At 59.2% G+C, this 20826-nt stretch carries 14 protein-coding genes; 6 read left to right on the forward strand and 8 right to left on the reverse strand.

Annotated elements, in window-relative coordinates:
- The first annotated feature begins 68 nt into the window (after window positions 1–68).
- Both ACIP1X_RS05065 and ACIP1X_RS05070 read left to right on the forward strand, forming a co-directional pair.
- On the forward strand, window positions 69–2150 hold the full coding sequence (locus tag ACIP1X_RS05065) for a putative bifunctional diguanylate cyclase/phosphodiesterase (protein WP_400749907.1): 2082 nt from the start codon (window positions 69–71) through the stop codon (window positions 2148–2150).
- Window positions 2151–2444: 294 nt separating this feature from the next.
- Window positions 2445–3191 carry an SDR family oxidoreductase gene (locus ACIP1X_RS05070; RefSeq protein WP_159812040.1) on the forward strand — a complete coding sequence of 249 codons (747 nt, stop codon included), beginning with the start codon at window positions 2445–2447 and terminating at the stop codon, window positions 3189–3191.
- A 72-nt stretch (window positions 3192–3263) separates the two neighbouring features.
- Here the strand turns inward: ACIP1X_RS05070 and ACIP1X_RS05075 are convergent, their stop codons facing one another.
- The 4 genes from ACIP1X_RS05075 to ACIP1X_RS05090 all read right to left on the reverse strand — a co-directional run bounded on the left by ACIP1X_RS05075 (window position 3264) and on the right by ACIP1X_RS05090 (window position 7511).
- Window positions 3264–3704, reverse strand: a complete 441-nt coding sequence (locus ACIP1X_RS05075) for a hypothetical protein (RefSeq protein WP_400749908.1) — start codon at window positions 3702–3704, stop codon at window positions 3264–3266.
- Between the two features lie 300 nt (window positions 3705–4004).
- Window positions 4005–5414, reverse strand: a complete 1410-nt coding sequence (gene mapR, locus ACIP1X_RS05080) for a GntR family transcriptional regulator MpaR (RefSeq protein ID WP_053120604.1) — start codon at window positions 5412–5414, stop codon at window positions 4005–4007.
- A 222-nt stretch (window positions 5415–5636) separates the two neighbouring features.
- Window positions 5637–7067: a cytochrome c oxidase accessory protein CcoG gene (ccoG, locus tag ACIP1X_RS05085; protein WP_282358577.1), complete on the reverse strand. Its 1431-nt coding sequence runs from the start codon at window positions 7065–7067 to the stop codon at window positions 5637–5639.
- Between the two features lie 195 nt (window positions 7068–7262).
- The gene (locus ACIP1X_RS05090; protein ID WP_053120599.1) at window positions 7263–7511 is read right to left on the reverse strand and encodes a DUF3203 family protein; all 249 of its coding nucleotides are present in this window, start codon (window positions 7509–7511) and stop codon (window positions 7263–7265) included.
- A gap of 122 nt (window positions 7512–7633) precedes the next feature.
- On the opposite strand from ACIP1X_RS05090, the gene ACIP1X_RS05095 reads away from it, so the two are divergent.
- A complete protein-coding gene (locus ACIP1X_RS05095; RefSeq protein ID WP_400749911.1) occupies window positions 7634–8146 on the forward strand; it encodes an MgtC/SapB family protein in 513 nt (170 codons plus the stop codon).
- An 83-nt stretch (window positions 8147–8229) separates the two neighbouring features.
- Here ACIP1X_RS05095 and ACIP1X_RS05100 read toward each other — a convergent pair whose 3' ends face one another.
- Window positions 8230–8388 (reverse strand): hypothetical protein, encoded by a 159-nt coding sequence (locus ACIP1X_RS05100; protein WP_003224520.1) that lies wholly within the window; start codon window positions 8386–8388, stop codon window positions 8230–8232.
- A gap of 216 nt (window positions 8389–8604) precedes the next feature.
- Between ACIP1X_RS05100 and ACIP1X_RS05105 the strand changes: the two genes are divergently transcribed.
- The 3 genes from ACIP1X_RS05105 (at window position 8605) to glgB (ending at window position 16329) form a co-directional block, all read left to right on the forward strand.
- Window positions 8605–10602 (forward strand): alpha-1,4-glucan--maltose-1-phosphate maltosyltransferase, encoded by a 1998-nt coding sequence (locus ACIP1X_RS05105; protein ID WP_400749914.1) that lies wholly within the window; start codon window positions 8605–8607, stop codon window positions 10600–10602.
- Between the two features lie 154 nt (window positions 10603–10756).
- Entirely contained in the window at window positions 10757–14098 is a 3342-nt protein-coding gene (treS, locus tag ACIP1X_RS05110; RefSeq protein WP_400749916.1) for a maltose alpha-D-glucosyltransferase, read from the forward strand.
- A gap of 2 nt (window positions 14099–14100) precedes the next feature.
- Complete coding sequence (glgB, locus tag ACIP1X_RS05115) at window positions 14101–16329, forward strand: 1,4-alpha-glucan branching protein GlgB (protein ID WP_053120591.1); 2229 nt, start codon at window positions 14101–14103, stop codon at window positions 16327–16329.
- A gap of 302 nt (window positions 16330–16631) precedes the next feature.
- Here glgB and ACIP1X_RS05120 read toward each other — a convergent pair whose 3' ends face one another.
- The 3 genes from ACIP1X_RS05120 to ACIP1X_RS05130 all read right to left on the reverse strand — a co-directional run bounded on the left by ACIP1X_RS05120 (window position 16632) and on the right by ACIP1X_RS05130 (window position 20648).
- Window positions 16632–17702, reverse strand: a complete 1071-nt coding sequence (locus ACIP1X_RS05120) for an autotransporter outer membrane beta-barrel domain-containing protein (protein ID WP_400749919.1) — start codon at window positions 17700–17702, stop codon at window positions 16632–16634.
- 322 nt (window positions 17703–18024) lie between these two features.
- On the reverse strand, window positions 18025–18807 hold the full coding sequence (locus ACIP1X_RS05125; RefSeq protein ID WP_053120620.1) for an endonuclease/exonuclease/phosphatase family protein: 783 nt from the start codon (window positions 18805–18807) through the stop codon (window positions 18025–18027).
- Between the two features lie 686 nt (window positions 18808–19493).
- Entirely contained in the window at window positions 19494–20648 is a 1155-nt protein-coding gene (locus tag ACIP1X_RS05130) for a MalY/PatB family protein (protein WP_400749921.1), read from the reverse strand.
- Between the last annotated feature and the right edge of the window lie 178 nt (window positions 20649–20826).

The raw sequence follows: 20826 nt of genomic DNA on the forward strand, positions 1-20826 counted from the left end.
AGTACAATCGCCGCATTTGCCCAGCCGAGAATGGACGCAGTACGGTTTGGGTGGTCACGAGAAATTTCATGCTCACTGGTAGCTATTCCTCCACCCTCGTACTCATCTCGTTGTGCGTGGCGATTCTCGCCTCTTACACCGCGCTCGATCTCAGCGGGCGCATTGCCACGGCCAAGGGCCGCGCCGTGCATTTCTGGACGGCGGGCGGCGCATTGGCCATGGGGGTCGGCGTCTGGTCGATGCACTTCATTGGCATGCTCGCCTTCAAACTGCCGATTGATCTGGGTTACGACATTGGCATCACCGCGCTGTCGCTGCTGATCGCCGTGCTGTCGTGCGGCTTTGCGCTATGGCTGGTCAGTCAGCCGAAGCTACCAATCTGGCAACTGGCCTTCGGTGCGCTGATCATGGGCGCCGGTATCAGCACCATGCATTACACCGGCATGGCTGCCATGCGCATGACCCCAGGCATCGATTACGACCCGACACTGTTCAGCGCGTCGTTGCTGATCGCGGTCGGCGCCTCGGCCGCCGCGCTGTGGATTGCCTTTCGCCTGCGCCAGCATTCGCCTTATGTACGGCTGATCCGTGGCGGTGCGGCGGTGATCATGGGCATCGCCATTGTCGGCATGCATTACACCGGCATGGCCGCTGCGAAGTTTCCTGACGGCAGCTTCTGCGGCGCGACCATCGATGGCCTGAAGGGCAATGGCCTCGACAGTCTGGTGCTGATTACCACGTTGGCGGTGCTGTCGATCGCCTTGCTCACCTCGATTCTTGATGCCCGCCTCGAAGCTCGCACCGCTGATCTGGCGCACTCGCTGACCGCAGCCAACCGCGAACTGACGCAACTGGCCCTGCACGACACGCTGACCGGTTTGCCGAACCGCATGTTGCTCGATGACCGCATCAATCAGGCGATGAAAAAGGTGCATGAACAGGGCGGTTGTTTCGCCTTGATGTTCATCGATCTGGATGGCTTCAAACCAGTCAACGATGCGTTCGGCCATCACATGGGGGACCAGTTGCTGCGCGAAGTGGCGCAACGCCTGCGCGAAGATCTGCGCAGCCAGGACACCCTCGCGCGGATCGGCGGCGACGAATTTGTTTTGCTGGTGCGCCTCGCCGAAACGAACGACGCATTGAGCCTGGCGGCGCGTCAGGTCGGCCTGATCGCCCGTTCGTTCCGCGTGGCTGAGCACGATTTGCAGATCTCTGCCAGCGTCGGCATCGCCCTGTATCCGGGCAATGGCCAGACCACGCAGGAACTGCTGATGAACGCCGACGCGGCGATGTACCACGCCAAAGGTGGCGGCAAAAACGGTTACAGCTTCTTCGACGCGTCGATGAACAGCAATGCGCGCAAGCAACTGCAACTGCTGCAGGATTTGCGTGCGGCGCTGGAACACAGCCAGTTCAGCCTGCATTACCAACCTAAATTCGACGCAGCCAACGGTCGCCCGGTCGGTGCCGAGGCGCTGCTGCGCTGGGAGCATCCGCTGCACGGCATGCTGATGCCGGACAAGTTTATTGATCTGGCGGAGAAAACCGGCTTGATCATTCCGATCGGCGAGTGGGTGCTCAATGAAGCCTGCCGGCAGATGCGCGAGTGGTTCGTGCTCGGTTACACCGACTGGCGCATCGCCGTGAACCTGTCGGCGTTGCAATTCTGTCATGCCGGGTTGGTGCAGAGCGTGGCCAAAGCTTTGGCGACTCATCGTCTGCCGGCCAACAGCCTGACCCTGGAAATCACCGAAACCACGGCGATGAGTGATGCTGATGCGAGCATGACTGTGTTGCAGGAGTTGTCGGACATGGGCGTCGATTTGTCGATCGACGACTTTGGTACCGGTTATTCGAGCCTGATGTACCTCAAGCGTTTGCCGGCCAACGAATTGAAGATTGATCGTGGGTTTGTGCGTGATCTGGAGCATGACAGCGATGATGCGGCGATCGTTTCGGCGATTGTCGCGCTGGGCCAGGCGCTGGGTTTGCGCATTGTTGCTGAAGGCGTGGAGACCGGCGTGCAGCAGGATTTTCTGACGCAATTGGGCTGTGATTCGTTGCAAGGGTATTTGCTGGGGCACCCGATGCCGGCGGAGCGGTTTATGCAGGACATCGTGCGCGGCGAACAACTGATTCCTGCCTGAGACAACATCCTGTGGTGAGGGGATTTATCCCCGTTGGGTTGCGCAGCAGCCCCTTTAACTTGGACCCCGGTTCTTGCTGACACACCGCACTGGCTGATTTTGGGGCCGCTTCGCAGCCCAACGGGGATAAATCCCCTCGCCACAGGGGATGTGTGTTCACAGGAAGACAGTGTTCACTGTTAATTGTGTTCACAGGGGGGAAGGGGCTGCCCCCAACACAACCCATGCAAAACCCGGCAATGGCGGTTATTCTTTCCCCCGACTGTTATGGGTGCATTCGGGGGAAGGGCCAGCATGGATAAAGTCATTGTGATCACCGGTGGCGGGCGCGGGATTGGCGCTGCTACGGCGTTGTTGGCGGCCGAACAAGGCTATCGGATCTGCATCAACTACCAGTCGGATGAACAGGCCGCGCATAGCGTGCTGGAGCAAGTCCGTGCACTGGGCGCACAAGCCATTGCGGTTCGCGCCGACGTCAGCATTGAAGACGAAGTGGTTGCGTTGTTTCAGCGCGTCGACACCGAACTGGGCCGGGTCACCGCCCTGGTTAACAACGCCGGCACCGTCGGGCACAAATCGCGGGTTGACGAAATGTCCGAATTCCGCATCCTCAAAATCATGAAAACCAATGTTTTGGCACCGATCCTCTGTGCCAAGCACGCGATCCTGCGCATGTCGCCCAAGCACGGCGGGCAGGGCGGCAGCATCGTCAACGTCTCATCGGTGGCTTCGCGATTGGGTTCCCCGAATGAATACGTCGATTACGCCGCCTCCAAAGGCGCGCTGGATACGTTCACCATCGGCCTGTCCAAGGAAGTGGCAGGCGAGGGCATTCGCGTTAACGCGGTGCGCCCGGGTTACATCTACACCGATTTCCACGCACTGAGCGGCGATCCGGATCGGGTCAGCAAGCTTGAGTCAGCGATTCCGATGGCCCGTGGGGGGCGGCCGGATGAGGTGGCGGAGGCGATTGTCTGGTTGTTGTCGGACAAGGCTTCGTATGCGACGGGGACGTTTGTTGATTTGGGTGGCGGGCGTTAATTTGAATTTTTTTGGAAGGGCTCTTCGCAAGCAAGGAAACTTGGTTGCGAAGACACTTATTAGAGGGTTGAGTCAATTCTCGATAATTATGTTGTCGAAAAAAGCCCGTGTAGTTGGGTCTTTCTCAGAATAGGAAACTTTCAAGTCCAAGGAATTTTTCGCCACTCCCGTCAGATCTACAGGAATTGTATAGCGTTGCCATTTGTTGGTGGGCACTGGGCTTCTTACATCAAAATATTTACCATTGCTCACTACGGCAACGTATAAGAAACCCTTTGTTGCATTTTCTACGCGTAAGTCAAACGAAACCGTGAGCTTTTGACCAGAGAGGTGCTCAAGCGTCCTTTGAGGGCAGTCCAGACCCGCGCGGTCAAAAATTTTGGTGACAAGGCATTTCCCAGGACGCTGAGTGTCTTCAACCAACTCACATCGTTCAAAAGTTTCAATCATTCCCCAGTCATATCTTTTACCGTCATCAAAATTCACTTGATGCAGAATGGTTCTGTTTGACATCGTAGTTCTCCCTAGCCAATTGAAGATAAGTGAAGATGCTGAAATTTCAGCTCACACTATTTAGCCAACAGAAGTCATTACTGTCACCTGTCAGAGTTGACAGGTATTTGCGAAGTTATGAGCCATTCGTCCGGAATAGTGAGGTGCATTGGGGTATAGGTTCAAACAAACTAAGTATGTATTGGCAATTCTGGCCTCTTCGCGAGCAAGCCCGCTCCCACATTGGATGTGTGAACGACACATAACCATTGTGGGAGCTAGCCTGCTGGCGATAGCAAAAATCGCGGCAACATCAACCTGTCAGAACGACCGCACAATCCGCCCCAACGTCTCCATCGCCTTCTCCGAATCTTCCGTCCACGGGCTGCCATAGTTCAGGCGGATGCAATTTCTGAAGCGCTGCGTCGGCGAAAAAATCGGCCCTGGGGCGATGCTGATGCCTTGTGCCAGCGCCATCTGAAACAACTTCAAAGAATCCATCTGCTCTGGCAGTTCCAGCCACAAAAAGTAGCCGCCGGCGGGTTGGCTGACGCGTGTCTGGGCCGGGAAGTAACGGGCGATGGCGGCGAGCATGGCGCTTTGCTGCTCTTCCAGGGCATAGCGCAATTTGCGCAGGTGGCGGTCGTAGCCGCCGTGTTGCAGGTAGTCGGCAATCGCTGCTTGCGCGGGCATCGAGGCGCACAGCGAGGTCATCAGCTTGAGCCGCTCGATTTTCTGCGCGTAGCGCCCGGCAGCGACCCAGCCGATGCGGTAGCCGGGGGCCAGGCTTTTTGCGAACGAACCGCAATGCATGACCAGACCTTCGGTGTCGAAGGCTTTCGCCGGTTTCGGCGCTTGCTGGCCGTAATAGAGTTCGGCATAGACGTCGTCTTCGATCAGCGGCACTTGGTGACGGCGCAGCAGTTCGACCAGTTCCTGTTTCTTTTCCTCGGGCATGGTTGCGCCCATCGGGTTCTGGAAACTGGTCATGCACCAGCAGGCTTTGATCGGGTGACGTTCGAGCGTCTGCGCGAGCACATTGAGATCGATGCCGTCGCGCGGGTGCACGGGGATTTCCACGGCTTTGAGTTTCAGGCGTTCAAGTACTTGCAGGCTCGCATAGAACGCTGGCGCTTCGATGGCCACCAGATCGCCGGGTTCGGTCACTGCTTGCAGGCACAGGTTCAGCGCTTCGAGGGCGCCGTTGGTGATCAGCAACTCTTCCATTGGCAGCATAAGGCCGCCGACCATGTAACGCAGGGCGATCTGGCGGCGCAGTTGCGGGTTGCCCGGCGACATGTCGGTGACGACCATGCGCGGATCCATCTCCCGCGCGGCGCTGGCCAGCGACCGGGACAGGCGTTGCAGGGGGAACAGGGTCGGGCTGGGGAAGGCTGAGCCGAAGGGCACGGTGTTTGGATCTTTGATCGAATCGAGTACCGAGAACACCAGTTCACTGACGTCGACTTCGGTGGATTCGTTGACCTGGTGGCTGATCACCGGCTCCGAGAACGGGCTCGGCGCGTGGGCGTTGACGAAGTAGCCGGAACGGGGGCGGGCGCGGATCAGGCCTCGGCGCTCGAGCAGGTAGTAGGCCTGGAACACGGTGGAGGGGCTGACGCCGTAGGTCTGGCTGGCGTAGCGCACCGAAGGCACGCGCTGGCCGGGGCCGAGGACGCCGGAGCGGATCAGTTCAGCGATGTCGTCGGCGAATTTTTCGTAGCGTTTCATCGAGGAGCCTTGGTGCTTGTTGATTGATGGGTGTCTGGGGGAAAGCCCCTCACCCTAGCCCTCTCCCGGAGGGAGATGGGACTGACCGAGTTGATTGTTCAATTTGCATCGACCTGAGAAATTACAGTCGAACTCAGGATTTGAATTACATGGAGATCTGCTCCCTTTCCCCCTCGCCCCCTCGGGGGAGAGGGCTGGGGTGAGGGGGGAGCGGCTGACGGATCAGCGATTCATCGGCGCCACAAACCGGCTTTTGGCCACGCTGTAAACCTCAGGCTCATCGCTGTCACTCACTTTGAAATTCAACGTCTGCGAACTACTCGCGGGCCGTTCCGTCGTCATTGCCACCGACACCGGCACATCGACAATCTCCCCGGGCGCCAGGCTCAATTCGGTCTTACCCTGCAACTGAAAGCCGTCGCCATCCAAAAGGCTCAGATTGTAAACCTGACGCTGCTGGGTTTTGTTGATGACTTTGAGACTGTAGATGTTTTCGATCTGGCCCTGAGCGTTCTCCCGGAACAACCCGCGATCCTTGGTCACGTCCAGCGAGACCATCGGCCGTTCGACCAACGCCAGGGCGAGTGCGCCGATCATCAGCAGCAACACCACCGTGTAACCGATCAGCCGAGGCCGCAGCAGGTGGGTTTTACCGCCCTGCAGTTCGCGTTCAGAGCTATAGCGGATCAGCCCGCGCGGGTAGTTCATTTTGTCCATGATCGAATCGCAGGCATCGATACACGCCGCGCAACCGATGCATTCCATCTGCAAACCGTCGCGGATGTCGATGCCGGTCGGACATACCTGCACACACAGTTGGCAGTCGATGCAGTCGCCCAAACCGGCTTCGGCGGGTTTCACATCGCGTTTGCGCGGGCCACGGTTTTCGCCGCGCGCCACGTCGTAGGCAATCGTGAGGGTGTCTTTGTCGAACATCACGCTCTGGAATCGCGCATACGGGCACATGTGCATGCACACCGCTTCGCGCAGCCAACCGGCGTTAATGTAAGTGGCGGCGGTAAAGAACAGCACCCAGAACAGACTGACCCCGCCGATTTGCAACGTCAGCAACTCTTCGGCCAGCGGACGAATCGGCGTGAAGTAGCCGACAAAAGTCAGCCCGGTCAGCACGCTGATCGCCAGCCACAAAGTGTGTTTGGCGGCACGGCGCGCCAGTTTGTTCAGGCTCCACGGCGCCGCTTGCAGTTTGATCCGCTGGTTGCGTTCGCCTTCAGTGAGCTTCTCGCACCACATGAAAATCCACGTCCACGAGCTCTGCGGGCAGGTGTAACCGCACCAGACCCGGCCGGCAAACACGGTGATGGCGAACAGGCCGAACGCGGCGATGATCAGCAGTGCCGACAGCAAGATGAAATCCTGTGGCCAGAAGGTCGCGCCGAAGATGTGGAATTTGCTTTCCGACAGATCCCAGAGCACGGCCTGACGCCCGCCCCAGTTCAGCCACACCGTGCCGAAAAACAACAAAAACAGAAACCCCGCGCCGCTCATACGCAAGGTGCGGAAAAGGCCGGTGAAGCTGCGGGTGTGGATTTGATTGTCGCTGGATTTTGCCGTCGCCTTCATTGGGCGTGCGGGAATGTTTTTTATGGTTGGAGATGCTTCTACGGTTCGGACGGGGATTTGTTCGCTCATGGTCGTTCGCTCATCAGCCTCCATCAGGCCAGCGAACTATGGGCGTCGATCTGTTTGCATAACAGACTCAGGTATTTCAATAAAAAGCGGATCAGATGAGCTTTCTGACACGTACTGCGACAACTTGAAGCAGCCCGCAGGCAAAGGCGCAAACGCCTATCGCAGGCGTCTGCGCCGGGTGTTGACCAAGGTCAGTCAAATCACCGAATCACTCTCGTCAGCCTTGAGGTGCTTACGACCGTCCTTGGCACCTGCTACGGTCAAGGCGTCGGCTTCTGCTTCGGTGATGTACACGCGCTTGCCTTCTATCTCAACGAAAGACATGGCTTTTTCACTGTCCGTTTTGACTTCCAGGGTGTCGCAGATGCGAATTTCCTCGCCATGTTCGACGGTAAAGAAACACACTTTTTGCTCGGGATTGGATTCATCGACGCGCAGGGGCATGGGGCTGTCCTTTTTCCGGGGGTGTCTGAAACGTTAGGGCGCATGCTTTGCCGATCGTTCGGCGCAACCGATTAATGGTCGCCGCTGTCCATCATCTATCGACTCATAAAAAGGACGGCACGATGAACGCCTGGTGGCATGAAGTGTGGGTGACGCTGCAAGCGGAATTTGCCGATATCGGCGATGCGTCGCAGCTGACGCGAATCACCGTGCGGCTGGTGATGGCGGCGGTATTGGGCGGGATTCTCGGTTTCGAACGCGAGCATAAAGGCAAGGCGGCCGGGGTGCGCACGCACATGTTGGTAGCGCTCGGCGCGGCGCTGTTTGTGCTGGTGCCGCAGACGTCAGGGGCGGAGTCCGATGCGATGAGCCGGGTACTGCAGGGGGTTATCGCCGGGATCGGCTTCCTTGGTGCGGGCACGATTTTGAAGAACAAGGAAGGTGATGAAGGTCACGTCAAAGGCCTGACCACGGCAGCGGGGCTGTGGATGACGGCGGCGATTGGGGTGGCGGCGGGGTTGGGCAAGGAGGCGACGGCGCTGCTGAGTACCTTGTTGGCGTTGGGGATTTTCAGCGTGATGCCCCGGATCGTGCGTTTGTTTGAAAGGGATGAGCAGAAAAACGATCTCCTCTAATTCATCGCTTCCCGCGTGCAATGGGACGTGGAGCGTCCCCGGCGGCATTCCCACGCAGAGCGTGGGAATGATCGGTGGCCGGGTCAGACGATCACGGGCGGCATCGTCGTTGGTGGTTCTTCTTTCGGCGGAGGCGTGGTGCCTGGCGGCTCTTGCTCTGGAATCGGTTGCGGTTCGGTTTCCGGAAGAGTGGGTTTGTCGATGTTCGGATCAGGCGTTTCGGCCGGGATCGGGATGTTCATCAGTAGACCTCCGTGTGGCACATGGCGTGAGAAGTGCTTAAGTGGATTGACCACCTCGTGGCGAATTCGATCCGCTTTTCTGTAACGGCAATTTCATCTGAACTTTTCCCGGCACCGGTCGCTCGGAACCTAAGTGAGTTCATTCCGGACGGGCGCTCGATTGCGAACGCTGAACCGGCACAAGAGCGTCCTTTGGGCGTTAAGGAGAGATGCTCAATGACTGCTGAAAACCCCTCAGAACTAAGCTACAACCCGCACATTCCGCTGTCGCAGGCTTTGTTGCTGCCACGCATCGCCATCGAAGACACCATGCCGACCCTCGATGGCGGGCAGTTCGCCGTGAAGTCGATTGCCGGCCGTGAAGTGGTGGTCACCAGCAAAGTCTTCGCCGACGGTCACGACAAGTTGGCGGTGCGCATTCGCTGGCGCGAGGAAGGCGAGGAGACCTGGCAAAGCGAGGTCATGTCCGACCAGGGCAACAATGGCTGGAAGGGTCAGTTCCGCCCCGAGCATCAGGGCCGTTTCCTCTATTGCATCGAAGCGTGGATCGATCATTTCGCCAGTTTCCAGTACGAGTTGGAGAAGAAGCACACCGCCGCTGTACCGGTCTCGCTGGAGTTGCAGGAAGGCCGGACGATGGTGCAACAAGCTGCCGAACGCAGCGAAGGTCAGCTCAGCGAACAGCTCGCTGCGCTGCACCATGAACTGTCCGGGCTGCTCGAAACCGAGCAGGTCGCGCTGTTTCTGCACTCGCGCAGTGCGCAACTGATGGCCGAGGCCGATCACCGCGCCTACCTGAGCGTCAGTGCTGAATTCCCGATGGACGTCGAACGCGAACTGGCCGAGTTTGCCAGTTGGTACGAGCTGTTTCCGCGCTCGATCACCGACGACCCCAAACGTCACGGCACCTTTAATGACGTGCACTCGCGCTTGCCGATGATTCAGGACATGGGTTTCGACGTGTTGTACTTCACGCCGATCCATCCGATTGGCCGCGCGCATCGCAAGGGCCGCAATAACTCGCTGACGGCGGGGCCGGATGATCCGGGCAGTCCGTACGCGATTGGCAGCGAGGAGGGGGGGCACGAGGCGATTCACTCGCAGCTCGGTACTCGCGAAGACTTCCGTCGACTGGTGGCGGCGGCTGCCGATCATGGTCTGGAAATCGCTCTCGATTTCGCCATTCAGTGTTCTCAGGATCACCCGTGGCTCAAGCAGCATCCGGGCTGGTTCAACTGGCGCCCGGACGGCACGATCAAATACGCGGAAAACCCGCCGAAGAAATATCAGGACATCGTTAACGTCGATTTCTACGCGCCGGACGCGATTCCGAGTCTGTGGGTCGAGTTGCGTGACATCGTCGTCGGTTGGGTCAATGAAGGCGTGAAGATCTTCCGCGTCGACAACCCGCACACCAAACCGCTGCCATTCTGGCAGTGGCTGATTGCCGATGTGCGCGCGCTGCATCCGGAAGTGATCTTCCTCGCGGAGGCGTTCACCACGCCGGCGATGATGGCGCGTCTGGGCAAGGTCGGGTACACGCAGAGTTACACCTATTTCACCTGGCGCAACACCAAGGCCGAACTGGCCACGTACCTCACCGAGCTGAATGAATCGCCGTGGCGCGAGTGCTACCGGCCGAATTTCTTCGTCAACACGCCGGATATCAACCCGGCATTCCTGCATGAGTCCGGGCGTCCGGGGTTCTTGATCCGCGCCGCGCTGGCCACCATGGGCTCGGGCCTGTGGGGCATGTATTCGGGTTACGAACTGTGCGAAGCGGCGCCGGTGCCGGGTAAAGAGGAGTACCTCGATTCGGAGAAGTACGAGATCCGCGTCCGCGACTTCACCGCGCCCGGCAACATCATTGCCGAGATCGCCCAGCTCAACCGCATCCGTCGGCAGAACCCGGCGCTGCACACGCATTTGGGGCTGAAGGTCTACAACGCCTGGAACGACAACATTCTCTACTTCGGCAAGCGCAGCGCCGATGGCAGCAATTTCATTCTGGTCGCGGTCAGCCTCGATCCGCATAACGTGCAGGAAGCGAATTTCGAACTGCCGCTGTGGGAAATGGGCCTGCCGGACGATGCGACGACCCATGGCGAAGATCTGATGAACGGGCATCGCTGGGACTGGCATGGCAAATACCAGTTCATGCGGATTGACCCGGCATATCAGCCGTTCGGAATTTGGCGGATTACCACTAGTTGATACGTAATGATCGTTCCCACGCTCTGCGTGGGAATGTATCCCGGGACGCTCCGCGTCCCAAAATTGGACGCAGAGCGCCCATGGCGGCATTCCCACGCAGAGCGTGGGAACGATCATCGTGGGGCGTTGCTAAAGAATTCAGCAGGAGTTTCACATGGCGAAGAAACCCAATGCAGCCACCTTCATCAAAGACCCGCTCTGGTACAAGGATGCGGTGATTTACCAGGTTCACGTCAAATCGTTTTTCGACTCCAACAACGACGGGATCGGCGACTTTCCCGGCCTGATCGCCAAACTCGATTACATTGCCGAACTCGGCGTCAACACCATCTGGCTGCTGCCGTTCTACCCGTCGCCACGTCGCGATGATGGCTACGACATCGCCGAATACCGTGGCGTGCACAGCGATTACGGCACCATGGCCGACGCCAAGCGCTTTATCGCCGAGGCGCACAAACGCGGCTTGCGAGTAATTACCGAGCTGGTCATCAACCACACCTCCGACCAACACCCGTGGTTCCAGCGTGCCCGCAAAGCCAAACCCGGCTCGGCGGCGCGCGACTTTTACGTGTGGTCGGATGACGATCAGAAATACGACGGCACTCGGATCATTTTCCTCGACACCGAAAAGTCCAACTGGACGTGGGATCCGGTCGCCGGCCAATACTTCTGGCACCGCTTCTATTCGCACCAGCCCGACCTGAATTTTGATAACCCGCAAGTGATGAAAGCCGTGCTCTCGGTGATGCGTTACTGGCTGGACATGGGTATCGACGGTCTGCGCCTCGACGCCATTCCGTACCTGATCGAGCGCGACGGCACCAACAATGAAAACCTGCCCGAGACCCACGACGTCCGCAAGCAGATTCGCGCTGAGATCGACGCCAATTACCCCGACCGCATGCTGCTCGCCGAAGCCAACCAGTGGCCGGAAGACACCCAGCTGTATTTCGGCGATACCGACGCCAAAGGCCTCAATGGCGACGAATGCCACATGGCCTTTCACTTCCCGCTGATGCCGCGCATGTACATGGCGCTGGCTCAGGAAGACCGTTTCCCGATCACCGATATTTTGCGTCAGACCCCGGAAATTCCGGCGAACTGCCAATGGGCGATTTTCCTGCGCAACCACGATGAACTGACGCTGGAAATGGTCACCGACAAAGAACGTGACTACCTGTGGAATTACTACGCCGCTGACCGCCGCGCGCGGATCAACCTTGGTATTCGGCGACGGCTGGCGCCGTTGATGGAGCGCGATCGTCGTCGCGTCGAACTGCTCAACAGCCTGCTGCTGTCGATGCCGGGCACGCCGACGTTGTACTACGGCGATGAAATCGGCATGGGCGACAACATCTATCTGGGCGACCGCGACGGAGTGCGTACGCCGATGCAATGGTCGATCGACCGCAACGGCGGTTTCTCCCGCGCCGACCCGGCCAGTCTGGTGCTGCCGCCGATCATGGATCCGCAGTACGGTTATCTGTCGGTCAACGTCGAAACCCAGGCGGGCGATCCGCATTCGTTGCTCAACTGGACGCGGCGCATGCTTGCTGTGCGCAAACAGTCGAAAGCCTTCGGTCGCGGCACGCTGAAGATGCTCTCGCCGAGCAACCGCCGCATTCTCGCTTACACCCGCGAATTCACCGACGCCGACGGCAAGCACGAAATCATTCTCTGCGTGGCGAACGTCTCGCGCAGTGCGCAAGCGGCGGAGCTGGATTTGTCGGCCTACGTCGGCATGGTGCCGGTAGAAATGTTGGGCGGTAACGCGTTTCCGCCGATTGGTCAGTTGAATTTCCTCCTGACGTTGGCGCCGTACGGCTTCTACTGGTTTGCCTTGGCCTCGGAAAACCAGATGCCGAGCTGGCACGTCGAGCCCGCGCAGAGCCTGCCGGACTTCACCACGCTGGTGCTGAAAAAGCGCATGGAAGAACTGCTGGAAGCGCCATCCCGCGCGACGCTGGAGCAAAACATCCTGCCGAACTGGCTGCAAAACCGCCGCTGGTTCGCCGGCAAAGGCGCGGCCATCGACAACGTGCAAATGGCTTACGGCGTGCGCTTCGGCGATGCCCAGCATCCGGTGTTGCTCAGCGAAATCGAGGTCACCAGCGCTGGCCACACCAGCCGTTATCAGCTGCCATTCGGTTTCATAGCTGAAGATCAGGTCGGCCCGGCATTGCCGCAGCAACTGGCATTGGCGCGCGTTCGTCGCGTGCGTCAGGTCGGCTTGATCACCGATGCGTTCAGCCTCGAAGCGTTTATTCGCGCCGTACTGCAAGGCATGCAGAACAACACCGTGCTCGAATCGAGCGAGGGCGAAATTCGCTTCGCACCAACCGCGCAACTGGAAAAACTCGGCCTCGGTGCCGAGTCGGAAGTGCGCTACCTTTCGGCGGAGCAATCGAACAGTTCGGTGGTGATCGGCAACAGCCTGGTGCTCAAACTGATCCGCAAAGTCGCCTCGGGCGTGCACCCGGAACTGGAGATGAGCGCGTACCTGACCGAGGCCGGTTTCGAAAATATCTCGCCGCTGCTTGGTTCGGTGATTCGCCGCGACGCCAAGGGTCAAGACAATCTGTTGATGATCGCTCAAGGCTATCTGAGCAATCAGGGCGATGCCTGGGAATGGACGCAGAACAACCTCGAACGGGCGCTGCGCGACGAACTCGCCGATGCCATGTCCGAGCAGGAACAGCATTACAACGCACTCGGCGAGTTGAAGGATTTTGCCGGCATGCTCGGGCAGCGTTTGGGCGAGATGCACAAAGTGCTCGCCGCGCCGACTGACAACGCCGATTTTGCGCCGCAGGTGTCGACGGCCAAGGATGCGCAGGCCACGGGCAAAGATATCGCCGCGCAAGTCGAGCACGCGCTGAAACTGCTCAAGCAGCATCAGGGCGAACTCAGCGCGGCGGATCAGCAACTGGTCAAACGCTTGCTCGACGAGAAGAAAACCATTCTGGCCCACGTCCAGGATCTGGCGAAAAAAGCTGTCGGCGGTTTGCAGATTCGTGTTCACGGCGACCTGCATTTGGGGCAGGTGCTGGTGATCAAGGGCGATGCGTACCTGATCGACTTTGAGGGCGAACCGGCGCGGCCATTGAGTGAGCGCCGAGGCAAACACAGTCCGTACAAAGATGTCAGCGGCGTGCTGCGTTCCTTCGATTACGCCGCGGCGATGACCATCAATATGCAGAACGTTGATCACGGCGCGGAGTCTGAAGACGCACGTCGTCGTGTCGCGCAACGTTATTTGAATGAAGCGCGAGCGGCATTTGTTCAGGCATATCGCCGAGCGGCAGCTAGTCTTGATCATGCTTGGCAAGATCCTGAAGGGGCCGACGCTGCGCTGGCATTGTTCGGTCTGGAGAAGGCGGCCTATGAAGTGGCCTATGAAGCCGAAAATCGCCCGACGTGGCTGCCCGTGCCGTTGCACGGTTTGTATGGGTTATTGACAGGGCTTAAACCCTTTTCCGATCTTGGTGGAGAGTAGTCATGAGTTTCTCGAACAAGGAACAGGGTCAGAAAGAAGCATTGTTGCCGGCGGCGAAGGACATCGACGCGCTGGTACGTGCTGAACATCACGATCCGTTTTCGATTCTGGGGCCCCACGGCGATGGCGCCGGCGGGCAGTTTATTCGTGCGTATTTACCCGGTGCGTTGAGCGTTGTCGTGCTGGACAAGGACTCCGGCGAAGAACGCGGGCCGCTGGAGCAGACCGAAACACCGGGGCTGTTTGTCGGCCATTTTGATCAGGCGCGACCGTATCAGTTGCGCACGCGTTGGGCCGGTGGCGAGCAAGTGGCGGAAGATCCGTACAGCTTCGGCCAGTTACTCGGTGAAATGGATTTGTATCTGTTTGCCGAGGGCAATCACCGCGACCTCAGTAGCTGCCTCGGCGCGCAACTGACAAGCGTTGATGGTGTCGACGGCGTGCGCTTTGCCGTGTGGGCGCCGAATGCCCGACGTGTTTCGGTGGTCGGTGATTTCAACGTCTGGGATGGCCGACGTCATCCGATGCGTTTGCGCCATCCGTCCGGGGTCTGGGAGTTGTTTATCCCGCGCCTGCAAGCGGGCGAGTTGTACAAATACGAGATTCTCGGCGCGCACGGGATTCTGCCGCTCAAGGCTGACCCGATGGCGCTGGCCACCAGCCTGCCGCCGGACACCGCGTCGAAAGTCGCCGCGCCGCTGCAAGTCAATTGGCAGGATCAGGACTGGATGAACAGCCGTCATGATCGGCAAAAACATTCAGCGCCACTGTCGATTTACGAGCTGCACGCCGGTTCGTGGCAATGTGAACTGGATGATCTTGGCGAAGTCGCGCGCCAGTACACCTGGCCGGAACTGGCTGAGCGGCTGATTCCGTACGTGAAGGAGCTCGGTTTCACCCACATCGAATTGATGCCGATCATGGAACACCCGTTCGGTGGTTCCTGGGGCTATCAGTTGCTCTCGCAATTCGCCCCGAGTGCGCGCTACGGCACGCCGGAACAGTTCGGCGACTTCGTCAACGCCTGCCACCAGGCGGATATCGGCGTGATCCTCGACTGGGTGCCGGCGCATTTCCCTACCGATACCCACGGTCTGGCGCAGTTCGACGGCACCGCGCTGTACGAATACGGCAATCCGCTGGAAGGTTTCCATCAGGATTGGGACACGCTGATTTACAACCTCGGGCGCACTGAAGTGCATGGCTACATGCTCGCTTCGGCGTTGCATTGGCTGAAGCATTTCCACATTGACGGTCTGCGCGTCGATGCCGTGGCTTCGATGCTGTATCGCGACTATTCGCGCAAGGCTGGCGAATGGGTGCCGAACCGCCACGGCGGTCGCGAGAATCTGGAGGCCATCGACTTCCTCCGTCATTTGAACGACGTGGTTGAGCTGGAGGCACCGGGCGCGCTGGTGATCGCCGAAGAATCGACCGCGTGGCCGGGCGTCAGCCAGAGCACGCAGCAGGGCGGTTTGGGCTTTGCCTACAAATGGAACATGGGCTGGATGCACGATTCGCTGCATTACATTCAGCAGGATCCGGTGTACCGCGCGCATCATCACAATGAGCTGAGTTTCGGTCTGGTGTACGCGTGGTCCGAGCGCTTTATCCTGCCGATTTCCCACGATGAAGTGGTGCACGGCAAACATTCGCTGATCGACAAGATGCCCGGTGATCGCTGGCAGAAATTCGCGAATCTGCGTGCTTATCTGAGTTTCATGTGGACGCATCCGGGCAAGAAGCTGCTGTTCATGGGTTGCGAGTTTGGTCAGTGGCGCGAGTGGAATCACGATCAGCAGCTGGATTGGTATCTGCTGCAGTATTCCGAGCACAAAGGCGTGCAGAAACTGGTTGGTGACCTTAATCGGCTGTACCGCGAAGAACCGGCGCTGCACGATCAGGACGATGCGCCGCAGGGTTTCCAGTGGTTGATTGGTGATGATGCGATCAACAGTGTTTATGCCTGGCTGCGCTGGAGTAAGGACGGCAAACCGGTGCTGGTGGTGGCGAACTTCACGCCGGTGCCGCGTCAGGCGTATCGGGTCGGCGTGCCGTTCGCCGGGCGCTGGACGGAGTTGCTCAATAGTGATGCTGACACGTATGCGGGTTCCAATTACGGCAATGGTGGCGGGGCGTTTACCGAAGAAGTGCCGAGCCATGGGCAGTCGATGTCGCTGGAATTGAACCTGCCGCCGTTGGCGGTGTTGATCCTTAAACCTGAGGGTTGATCCGGCACCGCGTCGCGGCCTTCGCGAGCAGGCTCACTCCTACATTTGGAACGCGTTCCCCTGTAGGAGTGAGCCTGCTCGCGAAGACGTCGGCGCAAACACCATCACTCTCAACCCGAACACTCACCCACGCGTCTGATCCTGCCGCCGTTGGCGGTGTTGATCCTTAAACCGGAGGGTTGATCCGGAGCCGCGTCGCGGCCTTCGCGAGCAGGCTCGCTCCCACATTTGGAATGCATACCTCCTGTGGGAGCGAGCCTGCTCGCGAAGGCGTCGGCGCAAACAACATCAATACTCGCTGTCTACCACCGCATCCGCACCCCCAAGCTACCAATAATCCCGTTCAGATCATTGTCATCCACATCACTGCTGTAATCCGCGCTCACATACAAACTCACCGACGGCGTCACTCGCGCCACCAGCCCCAGTCCCAATTCGACAAACGACGAGTTGCGGCTGCTGCTGATCTTGTCGACCTGATCCAGCGTCACCGTGTTGCCGGTGTACACCGTGTGCCAGAGGTTGGTGCGCACATACGGCTCGACTGGCAGACCGCTCAAATCGTAACTGCCTTTCAACCGTGCGCCGACCCGGCCGCTCCACGACGTTATGTCGCTGGATGAAGCGTTGCCATTGCCGGCATACGGCGTGTCGAGGGTGATGCGCTGGTTGATCAGTTGTGCCTGCGGTTCGACCACCCAGTTTTCGCTCAGACCAATCGGGTAGCCACCCTCAACGGAAAAGGTCATCGCGCTGCCCTCGGTCAACTGCCGCGCGCCTTGTTCGTTACGGCTAAAGCCGTTGACCCGGCCACCGCTGGCCGACAGATCAACGTGCCAGCCTTGCGGCCCGGTCAGGCTGTAATAGGCGCCGAGGCTCTGGCCTTGCAGGTTGAGGGTGTCAGTAGCCGGGTCGGCGAGGGCGCGGCTGGTGATTAAACCATTGCCGTTGCCTTGAATCTGGTTGACCCCGCCGATCAGTCCGATGGTTTGCGTATGGCCGCTGCCGCTTTGCAGGGTCAGCACCGCCGGGCCTTTCAGATCGCCGCTGCCGGGTATCGCGAAACCTGCCGTTTGCACATCGACTTGTGCCTGACGGGCGCTTTTGCCGTAGAGCTGATCCCAGGCAGAAGGGGAAATGTCTTCGGTGATCAGCTTGGCGTCCTGCACATCCGGGCGTGGACTGAAACGCTGTTGATCCGGGGTGATCACCGTTGCGGGCAAGGTCATCACCGGAACATCCTGGCGATACCACGCCGCCGTCTCATCCGCCGCAGGGCCGGCCTGCGCCTCCATGGATGAACACAGCAAGATAGAACTCGACACTGTGCAAAAAGTAACTTTGATCTCTGCTGAGGTGAATGAAGTTTTCATGGAGGTCTACCTTGCTATCGCATGCGCTGTCTCTGTGTGGCGTCTCTCCTACCCCGAACGAGGGGCGACCGAATGGAGCGGGGCGAACCGTGGACGCTCGATTTGGCGAGTGTCCGAAGGCTCGCCCCGGGCAGTGATTCCGGGGGTAGTAAGGTTGAGCTAAGAAGACTGTCGGGCTTGCGTCAAGAAACCGCGCGATGAGTGGTATGAGAGGTATCAGACGACGCAACTGTCTGTTTTTCTGAACATATCTAAGGTGTTGTTTATTGGGGAGAACGCCGCAAAACCTGCGGCGTAGACGTTTTAGCCCTCAGGCATAGGATTACAAATGCACTTCAACGGCCAGCGGCAAGTGATCGGACAGATGTGTCCACGGTTTGTTGCCGAGGATTCGCGGGTCATGGCTGCTGGCATTGCGCAGGTAGATCCGGTCGAGGCGCAGCAACGGGAATCGCGCCGGATAGGTCTTGGCCGGACGCCCGTGATGACGTTCGAAGGCCTCGTGCAGGTAATCGCGGCGGGCGAGGGCGGCGTTGCCCTGGAGCTGCCAGTCATTGAAATCGCCGGCGATAATCACCGGTGCATCTTCGGGCAACGATTCGAGCAACTGACAGAGGAGTTGCAGCTGTAATTGGCGATGGCTTTCGAGCAGGCTCAAATGCACGCAGATCGCGTGTACTTCCGCATGGCCCGGGACATCAAGCACACAGTGCAAAAGGCCTCGGCGTTCGGGGCCGGTGATTGAAACATCGAGATTGCGGTATTCGCGGATCGGGTATTTCGACAGCAACGCATTGCCGTGGTGGCCGTCGGGATAAACCGCGTTGCGCCCGTAAGCGAAGTCGCTCCACATGCTGTCGGCGAGAAATTCATACTGCGAGGTCTGCGGCCATTCGTTGTAGCGACTGGAATGGCGCTCGTGTTCGCCGACCACTTCCTGCAAAAACACCAGATCCGCCGAGGTGCTGCGCACCGCTTCACGCAACTCCGGCAGAATGAAGCGCCGATTCAGCGCGGTAAAACCCTTGTGCGTATTCACCGTCAGCACGCGCAAGCGATGAATGACTGGCGCGTCGACCACATGACGTTTGAGATCGCTGGACACGTTCACTCCTCTGAATCCTGGCTACCTGTTCATGCGACTGATGCGTGGGGGCGGCAGTTCCTTTGAACACCCATCAATATCTGCGTTGCCTGACCCAGCGCTTTCGCGAGCAAGCCCGCTCCCACAGGGGGGCGTCGGTGGATGCGGAATTTGTGTCGGGTGGAGATCATAGTGTGGGAGCGGGCTTGCTCGCGAAGGGGGCGGCCCATTCAACATTTTTGTTGGCTGACATACCGCTTTCGCGAGCAAGCCCGCTCCCACAGGGGAGGTGTGTTGGATGCAGGATTTGTGTCGGGTGGAGATCAAAGTGTGGGAGTGAGCCTGCTCGCGAAGGCGTCGGCCCATTCAACATCTTTGTTGGCTGACATACCGCTTTCGCGAGCAAGCCCGCTCCCACAGGGAGGCGTCGGTGGATGCGGAATTTGTGGCGGGTGGAGATCAAAGTGTGGGAGTGAGCCTGCTCGCGAAGGGGCGGCCCATTCAACATTTTTGTTGGTTGAGATACCGCTTTCGCGAGCAAGCCCGCTCCCACAGGGGAGGTGTGTTGGATGCAGGTTTTGTGGCGAGTGGAGATCAAAGTGTGGGAGCGGGCTTGCTCGCGAAGGGGGCGGCACATTCAACATTTGCATTGACTGGATCACCGCTTTCGCGAGCAGGCTCGGCTCCTACAGGGGGAGGTGAGGTTTTCAGGTGTTGCGGGTGGCCAGGGCGCGTTCCATGCGGGTGATGCCTTCTTCCAGCAATGAGCGCGGGCAGCCGAAGTTCAGGCGTACGAACTGTTGGTGCTGATCGCCAAAGTCCAGACCGGCGCTGAGGCCAACCTTGCCTTGCTCAAGGAAGAACTGCTGCGGGTTGGCCAGATCCAGCGCCGAGCAATCCAGCCACGCCAGATAAGTCCCTTGCGGCACATTGATCGTCACGCCCGGCAAACGGCTGCGCACCGCATCTACCAGATAATCACGGTTGGCTTGCAGATAGATTTTCAGCTCAGCCAGCCACGGCGCGCCTTCGCTGTACGCCACGCGAGTCGCTTCCATGCCCAGCGGGTTGACGCTGTCGACCATGCCGCAGCGGGCGTGGTTGACGCGTTCGCGCAGGGCAGCGTCCTGGATGATCATGAACGAGGTCTTGAGGCCGGCGATGTTGTAAGCCTTGCTCGCCGACATCAGGGTGATGGTGCGCTGGGCAATTTCCGGGCTCAGCGAGGCGGTCGGAATGTGTACGCGGCCGTCGAAGCACAGTTCGGCGTGAATCTCATCGGAGATGATCCACGCGTCCTGCGCCACGCAAATGTCGGCCACGGCTTGCAGTTCTTCGCGACCGAACACTTTGCCCAGTGGGTTGTGCGGGTTGCTCAGCAATAGAGCGCCACCACCGTTTAGCGAATCACGCAATACGTCCAGCGGCGTCAAGTAGGTGCCGTCCGCCTGCGCATTGAATTCCAGCTCAACCTTGTTCAAACCCCAATGCCCCGGCGCATGGCGCAGCGGCGGGTAGTTCGGCACTTGCACCACAACGTTTTGCTGCGGCTGCACCAGCGCTTTCAACGCCATGTTGAAACCGGATTCAACGCCCGGCAGGAAGATCAGCTCTTGCGGTTTGACCTTCCAGGCGAACTTGGTCCAGAGGTCGGCGACGATGGCTTCGCGCAGGCTGTCCTGAGCAACGCTGTAACCCACCAGCGGGTGCAACAAGCGCTGTTGCAGCGCCTCGATGACTACCGGCGGCGCGGCGAAATCCATGTCAGCAACCCACATCGGCAACACGTCGGCCGGGTAGCGGCTCCACTTGGTGCTGCCGGTGTTGTGGCGGTCGAATAGCTGATCAAAATCGAAAGTCATGCGCGGTCTCGTGAAGGCGGGTTGTTCATGGACGCCATGATAAACCCATGCCCCCACGGGAACACCCAAAACCTTGTGGGAGGGGGGGGGGGGGGGGGGGGGGGGGGGGGGGGGGGGGGGGGGGGTGGGGGGGTTGGGGGGGAGGACGGGGGCACCCTCCCCCCACCCGCCCAGCAGC

Source organism: Pseudomonas sp. NPDC088885, from assembly GCF_044750025.1.
Taxonomy (GTDB): Bacteria; Pseudomonadota; Gammaproteobacteria; order Pseudomonadales; family Pseudomonadaceae; genus Aquipseudomonas; species Aquipseudomonas rustica.